Source organism: Thermomonas sp. XSG, assembly GCF_014678725.1.
Lineage (GTDB): Bacteria > Pseudomonadota > Gammaproteobacteria > Xanthomonadales > Xanthomonadaceae > Thermomonas.
The window spans coordinates 2,116,128-2,129,236 of the sequence record NZ_CP061497.1 but is presented as its reverse complement, the minus strand read 5'-3'; the positions used below and the strand labels follow the sequence as shown (position 1 = coordinate 2,129,236).

The 13,109-nt window shown below is 69.4% G+C and carries 14 protein-coding genes and 1 tRNA gene; 1 reads left to right on the top strand and 14 read right to left on the bottom strand.

The genetic code is table 11. The features are described from left to right. Nucleotides 1–46: 46 nt before the first annotated feature. From ICG51_RS10040 to ruvB, 11 genes are all read right to left on the bottom strand, one after another. Nucleotides 47–122: transfer RNA gene (locus ICG51_RS10040), tRNA-Lys, on the bottom strand. 38 nt (nucleotides 123–160) lie between these two features. After that, nucleotides 161–868, bottom strand: coding sequence for a 7-cyano-7-deazaguanine synthase QueC (gene queC, locus ICG51_RS10035; protein WP_190280232.1), 708 nt, complete (start codon nucleotides 866–868; stop codon nucleotides 161–163). 49 nt (nucleotides 869–917) lie between these two features. Further along, a complete protein-coding gene (gene queE / locus ICG51_RS10030) occupies nucleotides 918–1,604 on the bottom strand; it encodes a 7-carboxy-7-deazaguanine synthase QueE (RefSeq protein WP_190280231.1) in 687 nt (228 codons plus the stop codon). A gap of 9 nt (nucleotides 1,605–1,613) precedes the next feature. Then, the gene (gene ybgF, locus ICG51_RS10025) at nucleotides 1,614–2,396 is read right to left on the bottom strand and encodes a tol-pal system protein YbgF (RefSeq protein WP_190280230.1); all 783 of its coding nucleotides are present in this window, start codon (nucleotides 2,394–2,396) and stop codon (nucleotides 1,614–1,616) included. Continuing rightward, complete coding sequence (gene pal / locus ICG51_RS10020) at nucleotides 2,396–2,929, bottom strand: peptidoglycan-associated lipoprotein Pal (RefSeq protein WP_190280229.1); 534 nt, start codon at nucleotides 2,927–2,929, stop codon at nucleotides 2,396–2,398. Before pal ends, ybgF begins: the two co-directional genes overlap by 1 nt. An 80-nt stretch (nucleotides 2,930–3,009) precedes the next feature. Further along, nucleotides 3,010–4,311 (bottom strand): Tol-Pal system beta propeller repeat protein TolB, encoded by a 1,302-nt coding sequence (gene tolB, locus ICG51_RS10015; protein WP_190280228.1) that lies wholly within the window; start codon nucleotides 4,309–4,311, stop codon nucleotides 3,010–3,012. 113 nt (nucleotides 4,312–4,424) lie between these two features. Further along, complete coding sequence (locus tag ICG51_RS10010; RefSeq protein ID WP_190280227.1) at nucleotides 4,425–5,321, bottom strand: cell envelope integrity protein TolA; 897 nt, start codon at nucleotides 5,319–5,321, stop codon at nucleotides 4,425–4,427. 10 nt (nucleotides 5,322–5,331) lie between these two features. Beyond that, on the bottom strand, nucleotides 5,332–5,772 hold the full coding sequence (tolR, locus tag ICG51_RS10005; protein WP_190280226.1) for a protein TolR: 441 nt from the start codon (nucleotides 5,770–5,772) through the stop codon (nucleotides 5,332–5,334). A gap of 7 nt (nucleotides 5,773–5,779) precedes the next feature. After that, on the bottom strand, nucleotides 5,780–6,550 hold the full coding sequence (gene tolQ, locus ICG51_RS10000) for a protein TolQ (protein ID WP_190282442.1): 771 nt from the start codon (nucleotides 6,548–6,550) through the stop codon (nucleotides 5,780–5,782). A 14-nt stretch (nucleotides 6,551–6,564) separates the two neighbouring features. Beyond that, a complete protein-coding gene (gene ybgC / locus ICG51_RS09995) occupies nucleotides 6,565–6,981 on the bottom strand; it encodes a tol-pal system-associated acyl-CoA thioesterase (protein WP_190280225.1) in 417 nt (138 codons plus the stop codon). Continuing rightward, complete coding sequence (gene ruvB / locus ICG51_RS09990; RefSeq protein ID WP_190280224.1) at nucleotides 6,974–8,008, bottom strand: Holliday junction branch migration DNA helicase RuvB; 1,035 nt, start codon at nucleotides 8,006–8,008, stop codon at nucleotides 6,974–6,976. Before ruvB ends, ybgC begins: the two co-directional genes overlap by 8 nt. Before the next feature lie 125 nt (nucleotides 8,009–8,133). On the opposite strand from ruvB, the gene ICG51_RS09985 reads away from it, so the two are divergent. Beyond that, nucleotides 8,134–9,957 carry a sensor domain-containing diguanylate cyclase gene (locus ICG51_RS09985; RefSeq protein WP_190280223.1) on the top strand — a complete coding sequence of 608 codons (1,824 nt, stop codon included), beginning with the start codon at nucleotides 8,134–8,136 and terminating at the stop codon, nucleotides 9,955–9,957. A gap of 24 nt (nucleotides 9,958–9,981) precedes the next feature. Here the strand turns inward: ICG51_RS09985 and ICG51_RS09980 are convergent, their stop codons facing one another. Genes ICG51_RS09980 through ruvC form a run of 3 tightly spaced genes read right to left on the bottom strand, consistent with a single transcriptional unit; the run spans nucleotide 9,982 to nucleotide 13,093 of the window. After that, entirely contained in the window at nucleotides 9,982–11,895 is a 1,914-nt protein-coding gene (locus ICG51_RS09980; RefSeq protein WP_190280222.1) for a potassium transporter Kup, read from the bottom strand. A gap of 38 nt (nucleotides 11,896–11,933) precedes the next feature. Beyond that, a complete protein-coding gene (gene ruvA, locus ICG51_RS09975) occupies nucleotides 11,934–12,521 on the bottom strand; it encodes a Holliday junction branch migration protein RuvA (protein WP_190280221.1) in 588 nt (195 codons plus the stop codon). Beyond that, nucleotides 12,518–13,093, bottom strand: coding sequence for a crossover junction endodeoxyribonuclease RuvC (ruvC, locus tag ICG51_RS09970; protein ID WP_190280220.1), 576 nt, complete (start codon nucleotides 13,091–13,093; stop codon nucleotides 12,518–12,520). The genes ruvA and ruvC overlap by 4 nt, the downstream gene beginning before the upstream one ends. Nucleotides 13,094–13,109 lie beyond the last annotated feature (16 nt).

The following is a 13,109-nucleotide window of genomic DNA, read 5'->3' as shown; positions in this document are numbered from 1 at the left end:
CGACCAGCGGGTTGAGTCCGATTCGGAGACCGACTGCTCCGAGGAATGGTGGGCCGTGATGGATTCGAACCATCGACCAGCGGATTAAAAGTCCGATGCTCTACCGACTGAGCTAACGGCCCACGAAAAGAACGCCCGGCGTTGCACCGGGGGGCGCATTCTAACCGATGCCGGCGCCGGCGTAGCGGGTCGGATCGGCGATGCCAGCCTCGGCAAAGCCCTGCGCGCGCAGGCGGCAGGCGTCGCAGTGGCCGCAGGCGCGGCCGTCTGCTTCGGCCTGGTAGCAGCTCACCGTCTGCGAGAAGTCCACGCCCAGGCGCAGGCCCTCGCGGGCGATATCGGCCTTGGACATCCGCATCAGCGGCGCATGCACGCGGAAGCGGCTGCCTTCGACGCCGGCCTTGGTGGCCAGGTTCGCCAGCGCCTCGAAGCCGGCGATGAACTCGGGGCGGCAGTCCGGATAGCCGGAATAGTCCACCGCGTTGACGCCGCAGAACAGGTCGGTGCTGCCCAGCACCTCGGCCCAGCCCAGCGCCACCGACAGCATGATGGTGTTGCGCGCCGGCACGTAGGTGGACGGGATGCCCTCCCCGATCACGTGGCCGTCGGCATCGGTGGGCACGTCGATGTCATCGGTCAGCGCCGACCCACCGATGCTGCGCAGGTCCACGTTGACGGTCTTGTGGGCCACCGCGCCAAGCGCCCGCGCCACCCGCTCGGCGGCGTCCAGCTCGGAGGTGTGGCGCTGGCCGTAGCGCACGCTCAGGGCGTGCGGGGCGAAACCGGCCTCGCGGGCAATGGCCAGTACGACGGCGGAGTCCATGCCGCCCGACACCAGGACGACCGCGGGCTTGGATGATGCGTTCATGTCAGGGTATTGCCTTGTCGTCCTTGCGCCGGTCCGGCGCGGCGCCGGCCTAGCGACCCGGCTCGTCGTTCCACAGCAGCTTGTGCAGCTGCACCTGGAAGCGCACCGGCAGCCGGTCGGCCACGATCCAGTCAGCAAGCTCGCGCGCGCCGACCTGCGAGGCGCTGGGTGAAAACAGCACGTCGCAGATCGCGCACAGGCGGTGCTCGGCGACCACGGTCTTGGCCCAGTCGTAATCCTCGCGCGAGCAGATCACGAATTTGACCTGGTCGTGTGCGGTCAGCAGCGGCAGGTTGCTCCACAGGTTGCGCGCCACCTCGCCCGATCCCGGCGTCTTGATGTCCAGCACGCGCGAGACACGCGGATCGACGCCGGCGATATCGAGCGCGCCGGAAGTTTCCAACGAGACCACGTAACCGGCGTCGCAGAGCTTTTCCAGCAGCTGCAGGCAGCGCTTCTGGGCCAGCGGCTCGCCGCCGGTGACGCAGACGTGGCGCGCCCCGTGCCGGGCGACCTCGGCGAGGATCGCGTCGATCTCCCACCACTGCCCGCCGTGGAAGGCGTAGGCGGTGTCGCAGTACTGGCAGCGGAGCGGGCAGCCGGTCAGGCGCACGAACACGGTGGGCCAGCCGGCATCGCGGGCTTCGCCCTGCAGGGACAGGAAGATCTCGGTGAGCTTGAGGCGCTCGGTCTGGCCCGCCGCCGATGCGGCGGCCGCATCGGCGACGACGTTCATGCGGGCATTCTAGCGGCTGCCGGCCAGCTGCATCGAGCGCAGGCGGTCGTCGGCGATGCGGGCGGCATCGCTGCCCGAGTAGCGTTGGGCCACCTGGCGCAGGGTGTCCATGGCGGCTTCGTTCTGCCTCAGCCCGTATTGGGCCAGGCCCAGCTTGAGCAGTGCGCCGGGCGCCTTGTCGTTGCCCGGATAACGGTCCAGCAGGCTGCGGAACTGGTCGGCGGCCAGCGCATAGTTCTGGGTGACGTAATAGCTCTCGCCCAGCCAGTACAGCGCATTCGGAGCCAACTGCCCGGCTGGGAAGGCGGCCAGGAAGTCACGCAGGCGGCGGGCCGACTCGACGTAGTCACCGCTCTTGAGTGCTTCGAAGGCATGGGCGTACGCACCCTGCTCGTTCTGGGTTCCCGCAGCCGGCACCGATGGCGCTGTGGAGGCGGCGGGCATGGGCACCGGTGGCATGGTGGCAGCGGGCTCGGCGGGCGGGGCCGCGGAGGTCGGCGCAGGAGCACCGCCCTCCAGCCGGTCCAGCCGACCGCTCAGGTCCAGATACTGCACGCGCTGGCTCTGCTTCGCCTGCTCCAGTTGTTGCTGCAGCTCTTCGAGCTGGCCGCGCAGCGCCTGCACTTCCGCCTGCAGGGCGGATACCTGGTTGACCAGCGCCACACCGTTCTGGTCGCTGGCGCCGCGGGCTTCAAGCGCCGCGACGCGGTCGGCCAGGCTGGCGCGCTGGGCCATGGCCAGCGGCGATGCCAGAAGCACCGCCGCCGCCACCACGGTCATGCGCAGGCGCATCACTTCTCGCTGTAGACCAGTTCGACGCGGCGGTTCTTCGACCAGCAGTCCTCGCCGGACTCGTTGCAGACCGGGCGCTCTTCGCCGTAGCTGACGACGGTGAGCTGGCTGGCGCTGCCGCCATTGGCCTGCAGCGCGGAGGACACGGCATTGCCGCGGCGCTCGCCCAGGCCCATGTTGTACTCGCGGCTGCCGCGTTCGTCGGCACTGCCTTCCAGGCGCAGGCGCGCGCTCGGACGGTCGCGCAGGTACTTGGCATGGCAGGACATGGCGGCCTGGAACTCCGGCTTCAGCGCATCCTGGTCCAGATCGAAGTACACCACCCGCTGGCGCAGGCAGGCGTCGCTGTCGAGATCGGCCGGCGTGTAGGCACCGGGCGTGGTGCTGGTGACCGGGGCGGTGGTGGCCGCGGAATCGACCGGGGTTTCGGCCGGCGGGGTTTCCTTGACCTTCTTGGAGCAGCCCACCGCCACGGCGGAAGCCAGCACGGCGAGGGTGAGGAAGCGGCCCACGTGCGAAAGCGAAACAGTCATCGGAATATCCTCGTCTTGGGTACGGTGAAGCTGAAGATGAACAGGCAGTCTAGCCGTTTCCGGCGTGACCGTGCCGTGAGTCAGCGCTTGCGGTACGGCGACCAGGCCGGCTCGCGCACGTCGCCATCGCCGAGGGTCAGGCGCTGGCGCACGCGACCGTCTGCGGACACCGCGTAGAGCACGCCGCGGCGGCCTTCGCGGGCTGCGTAGAGCAGCATTGCCCCGTTCGGCGCGAAGCTCGGCGACTCGTCCAGCGAGCCGGGCGAGAGCATGCTCCAACGCGCACCGCCAGTGCTGCGGTCCATCAGCGCGATGCGGTAGGTATTGCCGGCGCCCTGCGCGGTAGCCAGCTTCTTGTCGTCGGACGACAGCGACGGGCTGGCGTTGTAGCTGCCGTCGAAGCTGACCCGGGTGGCGCTGCCGCCACTGGCCGGCATCTGGTAGATCTGCGGTCGGCCACCACGGTCGGACGTGAAGTAGAGGGTGGCGCCGTCATGGCTCCAGGTCGGCTCGGTGTCGATGCCGAAATGGTTGGTGAGCTGGGTCAGGTGCTTGCTGCCCAGATCCATCACGTAGATGTCGGGGTTGCCGCCCTTGGACAGGGTCATGGCCAGTCGGCCGCCATCCGGCGAGAACGCCGGGGCGCCGTTGATGCCGCGGAAGCTGGTCACCTTGTCGCGGCTGCCGGTGGCGATGTCCTGGATCCAGATCCCTGAGTTGCCGCCCTCGAAGCTGACGTAGGCCAGCCTGCGTCCGTCCGGACTCCACGACGGCGACAACAGCGGCTCGGTGGAATTGACCACGGTGCGGGGGTTGTAGCCATCGGAGTCGGCCACCACCAGCGCATAGCGGGTATTGCGGCCCAGCCCGCTGGCGGTGACGTAGGCAATCCTGGTCCAGAACGCACCCGGCACGCCGAGGATTTTCTCGTAGACCGCGTCGCTGATCTGGTGGGCCACATCGCGCATGGCCCCGGCCGGTGCGCTCAGCGCGAAACCGAGCAGGCGCTCCTGTTTGGCCACGTCGAACAGTTCGTACTCGGTGCGGTAGCCGTCGCCGCCGGGGACGCAACGCCCGATCAGCAGATAGTCCTGTTTGAGCATGCGCCAGGTGGGATAGGCCACCTCGCTGCCCTGGGTGGGGCGCTCCGGCAGGCTGGCGGGGTCGGGACTGCGGAACTGGCCGGAACGGCCGAGATCGGCGCGGACCACCCCACCCACGTCGGTCTCGCCGCAATTGCCGCCGAACGGTACCACCGTGATCGGCAGGGCCGCGGCATTGCCGCCGACGATGTCGATTTCAAGGCTGCGCGACTGCGCCAGCACCGCGCAGGCGGGCAGCAACAGCAGCGGGACAAGCAGGCGGCGGGCGATGCGCTTCATGCGGCCTCACTGGCAGGAACAAGATGAATAGGTTGGACGATCGGGGCGACGGCTGGATGAACGCCAGCGGACTGCGGGAGCTTGCCATGTGCAGGTGCAAGCCGCGGTGACGGTCAACGGTCTTCCGCCACGAAGTTCAGGTCGAGGTTGCGGTTGAACACCGTCTCGAAGCCGGCATAGGGCAGCGGCGAGGCCTTGTAGATGGCGCGCTCCACGGACTGCCGGCCGGCCGCATCGTACGGACACGACGACGACACGCTGACATCGACCACCTCGCCCCCCTGCAGCTGGCGGATGGAGATGCGGCACTTCTGGCCAAGCGCCACGGTTTCCGGACGGATCCACTGGCGCAGGATCGCCTGCTGCAGCGCGGCGGCGTACTTGGCCTGCAGGCTCGGATCGGTGCCGCGGTTGCCGGGCGGCGGCGGCGCGGCCGAGGTGCCCGGATTGCGCGCATCGGCCAGCTGCTGGGCGCGCTGCTCGGCCATGCTGCGCTCGCGCGCGGCCTGCTCGCGCAGCCTGCGGATTTCCGCCAGCTGGCGCTGCTTCTCGCGTTCCTGCTCGGCCTGCTTCTTCGCATCCAGTTCGGCCTGGTCGGGCTGCCTGCGCTTTTGCTCCTGCTCGCGCGGCAGCTTGGCCACCTCCGGCGAAGGCGCGTCGCGCTGCACCTTTTCCTGTTCCACCGGCGCCGGATCCGGTACCGGTGGCGGCAGGGCTTTCGATTGCGGCGGGGGTGGCACGGCGTCCGGCACCGGCTCGGGCAGCGGTTCGGTTTTCTCCGTCGGCGGCGGCGCGGGCTGCGCCTTGGGCGTGCGCTGCAGCGCGCGCTGCATCGAGGCGCTGAGGTCGGACACCGCCACCAGGTCGGCTTCGATGGGGTCGCCCTGCGCGGCCTCGGCCACGTTGTGCTGCGACCAGCGCAGTCCGGCGAACATCAGCACGAACAGCAGCACGTGCAGGCCCAGTGCCTGCGCGACGGCGGTCCAGGTGTCGGCGCGCGTCTGCTTCACCCGCGGCCCGTCACGGCTTCGGTTCGCCCATCAGCCCGGCGCGCGAGACCTTGGCATCGCGCTGCAGCAGCGACAGGATTTCATAGACGGACTGATAACTGACGTCGCGGTCGCCGGCCACGTACACCGCCAGCTCCGGGTCAGCCTCCACGAACGCGCGCACCTTCGCCACCAGCTGCTGTGCATCCACCGCCTGCGGCCGATCCACGCCTTCATAGGTCAGCGCCAGCGCCCCGTCCTTGCCGACCTGCACCACCACCGGCTGCTTCTTTTTCTGCTCCAGCGTCTTGGCATCGGCCTGCGGCAGGTTGACGTCCACGCCCACGTTGAGCAGCGGCGCGGTGACCATGAAGATGATCAACAGCACCAGCATCACGTCGATGTAGGGAACGACGTTGATCTCGGCCTTGAGCCTGCGCTTGCGCGCGCGACGGGGAGAAGCGGTGGCCATGCTCGCCTCAGTCCTCGTGGGTCTGGCGCTGCAGGATCGAGGAGAACTCCTCGCTGAAGGTCTCGTAGCGCACCGCCATGCGTTCGGCGCGGGTGGCGAAGCGGTTGTAGGCCCACACCGCCGGGATCGCGGCGAACAGGCCCATCGCGGTGGCGACCAGCGCCTCGGAGATGCCCGGCGCGACCGTCGCGATCGTCGCCTCCTTCATGCTGGCCAGGCCCTGGAACGAAATCATGATGCCCCAGACGGTGCCGAACAGGCCGACGTAGGGACTGATCGAACCGACGTTGGCGAGGAACTCGAGGTTGCGCTCAAGCCCATCCAGCTCGCGCGAGGTGGCCGCGCGCATGCCGCGCTGCGCCCCTTCCAGCTGCATCCGCGCGTCGACCCCGCGGCGCTGGCGGATACGATTGAACTCGCGCATGCCGGCCTCGAAGATCGCCTCCAGCCCCTCGACGCTGCGGTGGCGTTCGGTGGCGGCGGCATACAGCTTGGCCAGCTCGGTGCCGGACCAGAAGCTTTCCTCGAAGCGGTCGGCCTCGCGCTCGGCGCGGTCCAGCACCCGCTTCTTGCGCAGGATAATCACCCACGACGCCAGCGAGGCCAGCAGCAGCAACAGCATCACCAGCTGTACCGGCAGGCTTGCATGCAGCACCAGTTGCAGGATGTCGATGCCCTGGTCGCCTTGGGCGGCGGCGACCTGCACGCCGGTGTCGGCCAGTTCCACGGTGCCGGCGGCGGCGGTATCGGGCAGCGCCTGCGGCAGCGATTGCAGCATCGTCGATGCGGGCATCAAGGGTTCTCCAACAGCGGCTTGAGTTTCGATGAAAGGGCATCCGGCAACGGGCACGGACGGAAGCTGGAGGCGCGCAACGCGGCGATCTTCACCGAGGCTCCGACCAGCAGCGCGCCGTCGCGCTCGATCCGCTGCGCCAGCACCAGGCTGGCGCCACGGCATTCCAGCAGGTGCACGCTGACCGACAGCTGATCGTCCAGCCGGGCCGGGGCGCGGAAGTCCACGTCCATCGCGCGCACCACGAACACCAGGTCGGCGTCGCGCTTCATCGCGTCCTGGTGCAGGCCAAGCCCGCGCAGCCATTCGCTGCGCGCGCGCTCCATGAAGGCGAGGTACTGCGCGTGGTAGACCACGCCGCCGGCGTCGGTATCTTCCCAGTACACGCGCACCGGCCAGGTGAACGGCTCAGCCATTGTCGGCCTCGAACAGCCCCGGCGTCGCCGCCTTCGGCTTGAAGCCGAGGTGGCGGTACGCCTTCGGGGTGGCCATGCGGCCGCGCGCGGTGCGCACCAGGAAGCCCTGCTGGATCAGGTAGGGCTCGATCACGTCTTCCAGCGTGCCGCGCTCCTCGCTCAGCGCCGCGGCCAGCGATTCCACCCCGACCGGCCCCCCGTCGAAGGCGTCGATGATGATGCCGAGCATGCGCCGGTCGAGCTCGTCGAAGCCTTCCGGGTCGACCTTCAGCATGTCCATCGCCGCGCGCGCGATGGCCGCATCTATCGTGCCGTTGCCCTTGACCTGCGCGTAGTCGCGCACCCGCCGCAGCAGCCGGTTGGCGATGCGCGGGGTGCCGCGCGAGCGCCGCGCCAGTTCGCCGGCGCCCTCGGCGTCGCAGGCGATGCCGAGGATCTGCGCGGAGCGGCGCACGATCCGCGCAAGCTCCTCGGCCGAGTAGAACTCCAGCCGCTGCACGATGCCGAAGCGGTCGCGCAGCGGCGCAGTCAGCAGGCCGGCGCGGGTGGTGGCGCCGATCAGGGTGAACGGCGGCAGGTCGAGCTTGATCGAACGCGCGGCCGGGCCCTCGCCGATCATGATGTCGATCTGGCAGTCCTCCATCGCCGGGTAGAGGATCTCCTCGACCACCGGCGACAGGCGGTGGATCTCGTCCACGAACAGCACGTCATGCGGCTGCAGGTTGGTCAGCAGCGCGGCCAGGTCGCCGGCCTTCTCGATCACCGGGCCAGAGGTCACGCGCAGGTTGACGCCCAGCTCGTTGGCGATCACGTGCGAGAGCGTGGTCTTGCCCAGGCCCGGCGGACCGAAGATGAGCACGTGGTCGAGCGCCTCGCCGCGGCCCTTGGCGGCCTCGATATAGATCTGCATCTGCTCGCGCACCGGCTGCTGGCCGAGATACTCGTCCAGCCGCTTCGGGCGGATGCTGGCTTCCAGCGCCTCGTCTTCGCGAGTGGCGCCGGGGGCGATGATGCGGGGATCGTTCATGCCCGGATTATCGCGGCTTTTGCCGCGGCCGTGGCGCGACCGGCGGCCCCGCCTGCGTACCGGCAGCCATCGCCACCGCGTGGCCTGGCGTTGTCCTCCCCTTGCCCCACGCTTAAGCTGCGGCGATGACGCAAGCCTTGGAACGCAACGCTCCGCTCGTTGCCAGACTGCCGGGACTGGCCCTGTTCACGCTGGTGGTTGCCGTTTCCGGGTGGTGGTCCATCCACATGGCGCTGGGGCCGTCGGGCTTTTCGATGCTGTGGATTCCCAGCGGCATCCTGTTCGGCGTCCTGATGACCTCGCCGCGCGGCCACTGGCCCGCCTACCTGGCCTGCGCGCTACTGGCGTTCCTGGCCTCGAACCTGCAGCGCAACGGCGCCGGCCTCCTGACCCTGGCGCTCAGCCTGTGCAACCTCTTCGATGCCTGGTTCGCGGCGCGGCTGGTGGCATCGCGGGTGGGCGACGTCGGCCAGTTGGCGAGCATCAACCGCACGCTGCGGGTCGGCGGCATCGCCACCCTGCTCGCCTGCACGCTCTCCGCGCTGGCCGCCGCCACCGCGCGGCAGGCGCTGATGCCGCAGCAGCACGGCTTCGGCGTGCTGTTCGAGACCTGGCTGGCCTCGCACGCGCTGGGCATGGTGATCTTCGGCGCGTTGACGGTGATCACGCGGATCGAGGGGCACCGCATGCTGGGCCCGCCGAAGCGCCGGCTGGAGCTGCTGGCGACGGTGGCGCTGGTGGCGGCCAGCGCCTGGCTCATCTTCATGCAGGCCAGCCTGTCGATCACCTTCCTGCTGCTACCGCCGCTGATGTTCTGCGTGCTGCGGCACCGGTTCAGCGGGTTCGTGCCGGCGATAGCGCTGATTGCCGTGATTGCGGCGACGGCCACCGCGGCCGGCCATGGCCCGTTCGTGCTCGGCGCCGGCGCCACCGACGAAGTGGCGCGGGCGCGCATGCTGCAGCTGTTCATCCTGTGCTGCTGCTGGGCCGCGTTCCCGGTCGCATCGGTGCTGACCGAGCGCAGGATCCTGACCCATCGGGTGGCCCGCAGCGAGCAGCAGTACCGGATGCTGGCCGACTATTCCCGCGACCTGATCATCCGCATCGGGCCCGGCCGCACCCTTGAGTACATATCGCCGTCGGTGACCGAGCTGCTGGGCTGGACACGCGAGGAATACGACCGCCTGCGCTGGGAGCTGGTCCATCCGGATGACGTGGCGATCCTGCGCGACACCATGGACCCCCTGTACGAGAAGGGCGGCATGGCCAGCATCGTGTACCGCTGCCGACACAAGCAGGGGTCCTACATCTGGCTGGCGGCCAACGTGCGCAGCGTCACCGACGCCAACGGCCGCGCCGCGCTGGTGTATTCCGGCCGCGACGTGACCTCGCGCGTGGAAGCCGAACTGGCGCTGGAGCAGCAGGTCCGGCGCGACCCGCTCACCGGGCTGGCCAATCGCCTGCTGTTCGACGAGCGCATGGCGCTGGCGCTGGCGCGCGGCGGGCGCAACCGCACCCGGGTGGGACTGCTGTACATCGACCTGGATTACTTCAAGTCCGTCAACGACAACCACGGCCACGCGGTCGGCGACCTGGTGCTGCGCGAGTTCGCGCGGCGCCTGAGCGGCTGCATTCGCTCGGTGGACCTGGGCGTCCGGCTGGGCGGCGACGAATTCGCGGTGCTGGTGGAGGACATCGCCACCACGCAAAGCCTGCAGTTCGTGGCGAACAAGCTGGCGACCGCCATGCGCGAGCCGATGACGCTGGGGGAGCTGACCCTGCATGTCACCGCCAGCATCGGCGTGGGCATGAGCGGATGCGGCCAGACCGACGCCGCCGCGCTGGTACAGCTCGCCGACGGCGCGTTGTACCAGGCCAAGGCCGCAGGCCGCGACACCTGGCGGCTGGCAGTGGCCGAAGGCCCGAACGACTGCGACGGCAACGCCTGAGCGGGTGCGAATCCGGCCCGCGCCTCAGATCTCGACCTGCGCGCCCAACTCCACCAGCCGGTTGCCCGGAATGCGGAAGAAGGTCGTCGCCGGCGCGGCGTTGCGGTGCATGAAGGCGAACAGCTTGTCGCGCCAGGTCGGCATGCCGCGCCGGCGGGCGGCGACGATGCTTTCGCGGCTGACGAAATAGGTGGTGTCCATGGGATTGAAGACCAGGTCGCACTGGTCGCAGCTGCGCATCAGCGCCAGCGGCACGTCCGGCGTTTCCATGAAGCCGTAGCGGATGATGACCCGGTGGAAATCGTCGCCGGCAATGGGCTCGATCCTCAGCCGCTTCTCCTGCGGCGCGTACGGCACCGCCAGCGTTTCCACGGTCAGGAACACGTTGCGTTCGTGCAGCACCTTGTTGTGCTTGAGGTTGTGCAGCAGCGCGTGCGGCACCACGTCGGGACTGGCGGTCAGGAACACCGCGGTGCCGGGCACGCGCACCGGCGGCGCCAGCATCAGCCCGGGCAGGAAGGTATCCAGCCGGATGCCTTCCTTGTGGATCTCGGCGTTGAGCAGCTCGCGGCCGCGCCGCCAGGTCCGCATCATGGTGAACAGCACGATGCCCAGCACCACCGGGAACCATGCGCCCTGCAGCAGCTTGGCGCCGTTGGCGGCCACGAAGGCCACGTCCACCACCAGGAAGCCCAGGCACAGCGCCACGATCCAGTGCCGCGCGCGCGGCCACAGCATCCGTGCCACCAGCGCCAGCAGCAGGGTGTCGATCAGCATCGTCGCCGACACCGAGATGCCGTAGGCCACCGCCAGGTTGGAAGAGCTGCGGAACGCCAGCACCAGCCCGAACACCAGCAGCGCCAGCCCCCAGTTGATGCCGGGGATGTAGATCTGCCCGATGGTGTCGTGCGAGGTGTGCTTGATCCGCATGCGCGGGATGTAGCCCAGCTGCATGGCCTGCCGCGACACCGAGAACGCGCCGGTGATGACCGACTGCGAGGCGATCACCGCCGCCATCGTCGCCAGCACGATCATCGGATACAGCGCCCACTCCGGCACCGCCTCGTAGAACGGGTTGGACACCGCGCCGGGGCGCTGCAGCACCACCGCGCCCTGGCCGAGGTAGTTCAGCATCAGGCAGGGCAGCACGAAGAAGTACCAGCCGTGGCGGATCGGCGGCGCGCCGAAATGGCCCATGTCGGCATACAGCGCTTCGCCGCCGGTGACGGCCAGCACCACCGCGCCGAGGATGAACACGCCGTGCCAGCCGTGCTCGACGAAGAACCGCGCCCCCCACCACGGGTTGAACGCCTTCAGCACCTCGGGGGCGGCCACCACGTTCCACGCGCCGATCGCCGCCAGCGCCAGGAACCACAGCACCATCACCGGGCCGAACACCTTGCCCACGCGCTCGGTGCCGAAGCGCTGCGCGGCGAACAGCCCCGCCAGCACCACCAGCGCGATCGGCACCACGAAACGCCCCAGCCCGGGCGCGGCCACTTCCAGCCCTTCCACCGCGCCCATCACCGTGATGGCCGGGGTGATGACGCCGTCACCGAAAAACAGCGAGCCGCCGAAGATGCCGAGGATGCCGACCACGTAGGCCGAGCGCGAACCCTTGCGCAGGGTGCGCTGGGCCAGCGCCATCAGCGCCATGATCCCGCCCTCGCCGTCGTTGTCGGCGCGCATGATGATGGTCACGTACTTCAGGGTGACCACGATGTTCAGCGCCCAGAACGCCAGCGACAGCACGCCCAGCACGGTGTCGTGGTCGTTGCGCAGGCCGTAGTGCGGCGAGAACGCCTCCTTCAGCGTGTACAGCGGACTGGTGCCGATGTCGCCGAAGACGACGCCGATGGCGCCCACCACCAGCGCCAGCCCGGCAGCCTTGCCGGACTGGACGCCATGCGCATGCGACGGCTGTGCGGGAGTGCTCATGGGTGCTCGCAGGGAAAGACGGGGCGGCGGGAGGCGGCTCAGCGCAGCGCCGACTGCAGCGCCTTGCGGATGATGGTTTCGGCGGCGTCGCCGTCGGCGGCGGCCTTCTTCGCCATGCGCTCGGCCTCGGCGGGTTTGTAGCCCAAGGCCTGCAGGGCGGTAATGGCCTCGGACAGCGGATCGCCCGGCAGCCCGGTGCTGGCCGCGACCGGGCCGCCGGCCAGGTCGGCCGCGCGGTCGCGCAGTTCCACCACCATGCGTTCGGCGGTCTTCTTGCCGATGCCGGGGATGCGCGTCAGCGCGGTCACGTCGGAGGTCTGCACCAGCCGCGCGAACTCGTCCACCGACACACCGGAGAGCACTGCCAGCGCAATCTTCGCGCCGATGCCGGAGACCTTCTGCACGTCGCGGAACAGCCGGCGCTCGGCTTCCCGCAGGAAGCCGTACAGCGAGACGCTGTCTTCCTTCTGCGCGTAGTGGGTGAACAGGAACACCTCGCGGCCCACGTCCGGCAGGTCGTAGAACGTGCTCATCGGCGCCTCCAGCTCGTAACCGACGCCGTGCACATCGACCACCAGCCACGGCGGCGCCTTGTGGATGAGGATGCCTTTCAGTCGCCCGATCATCGCCTTCCCCTGCCCTTGCGGCCCCAGGCCGCGCGTGCGTCGACGCCCAGCCGGTTGGCGCTGGCGCGCACGTGGGCGTGGGTGATCGCCACTGCCAGCGCGTCGGCGGCGTCGGCCTGCAACTTCCCGGTCAGGCCCAGCATCACGGCCACCATGTGCTGCACCTGCTTTTTATCGGCCCCGCCACTGCCCACCAGCCCCAGCTTGATTTCCTTGGCGGCGTATTCACTCACCGGCAGGTCCCGCGCCACGCAGGCGGCGATCGCCGCGCCGCGCGCCTGCCCGAGCTTGAGCGCGCTCATCGCGTTGTTGGACAGGAACACCTGCTCGACCCCGACCTCGTCCGGCCGGTACTGCTCGATCAGCGCCCACAATCCGTCCAGCAACTTGCGCAGGCGCAGCGGGAAGGATTCGGCGTCCAGCAGCACCAGCGGCTGGTGGTGTACATGGGTGATCCTGCCGTCGGCGGCGACATCGATGATGCCCACGCCGGTGCGCTGCGAGCCGGGGTCGATCCCCAGCACCCTGACCGTCGCCGCGCGCGCACCACCGGATTGCAGATCGGAAACCATCGGTCGGCGCAGCGTC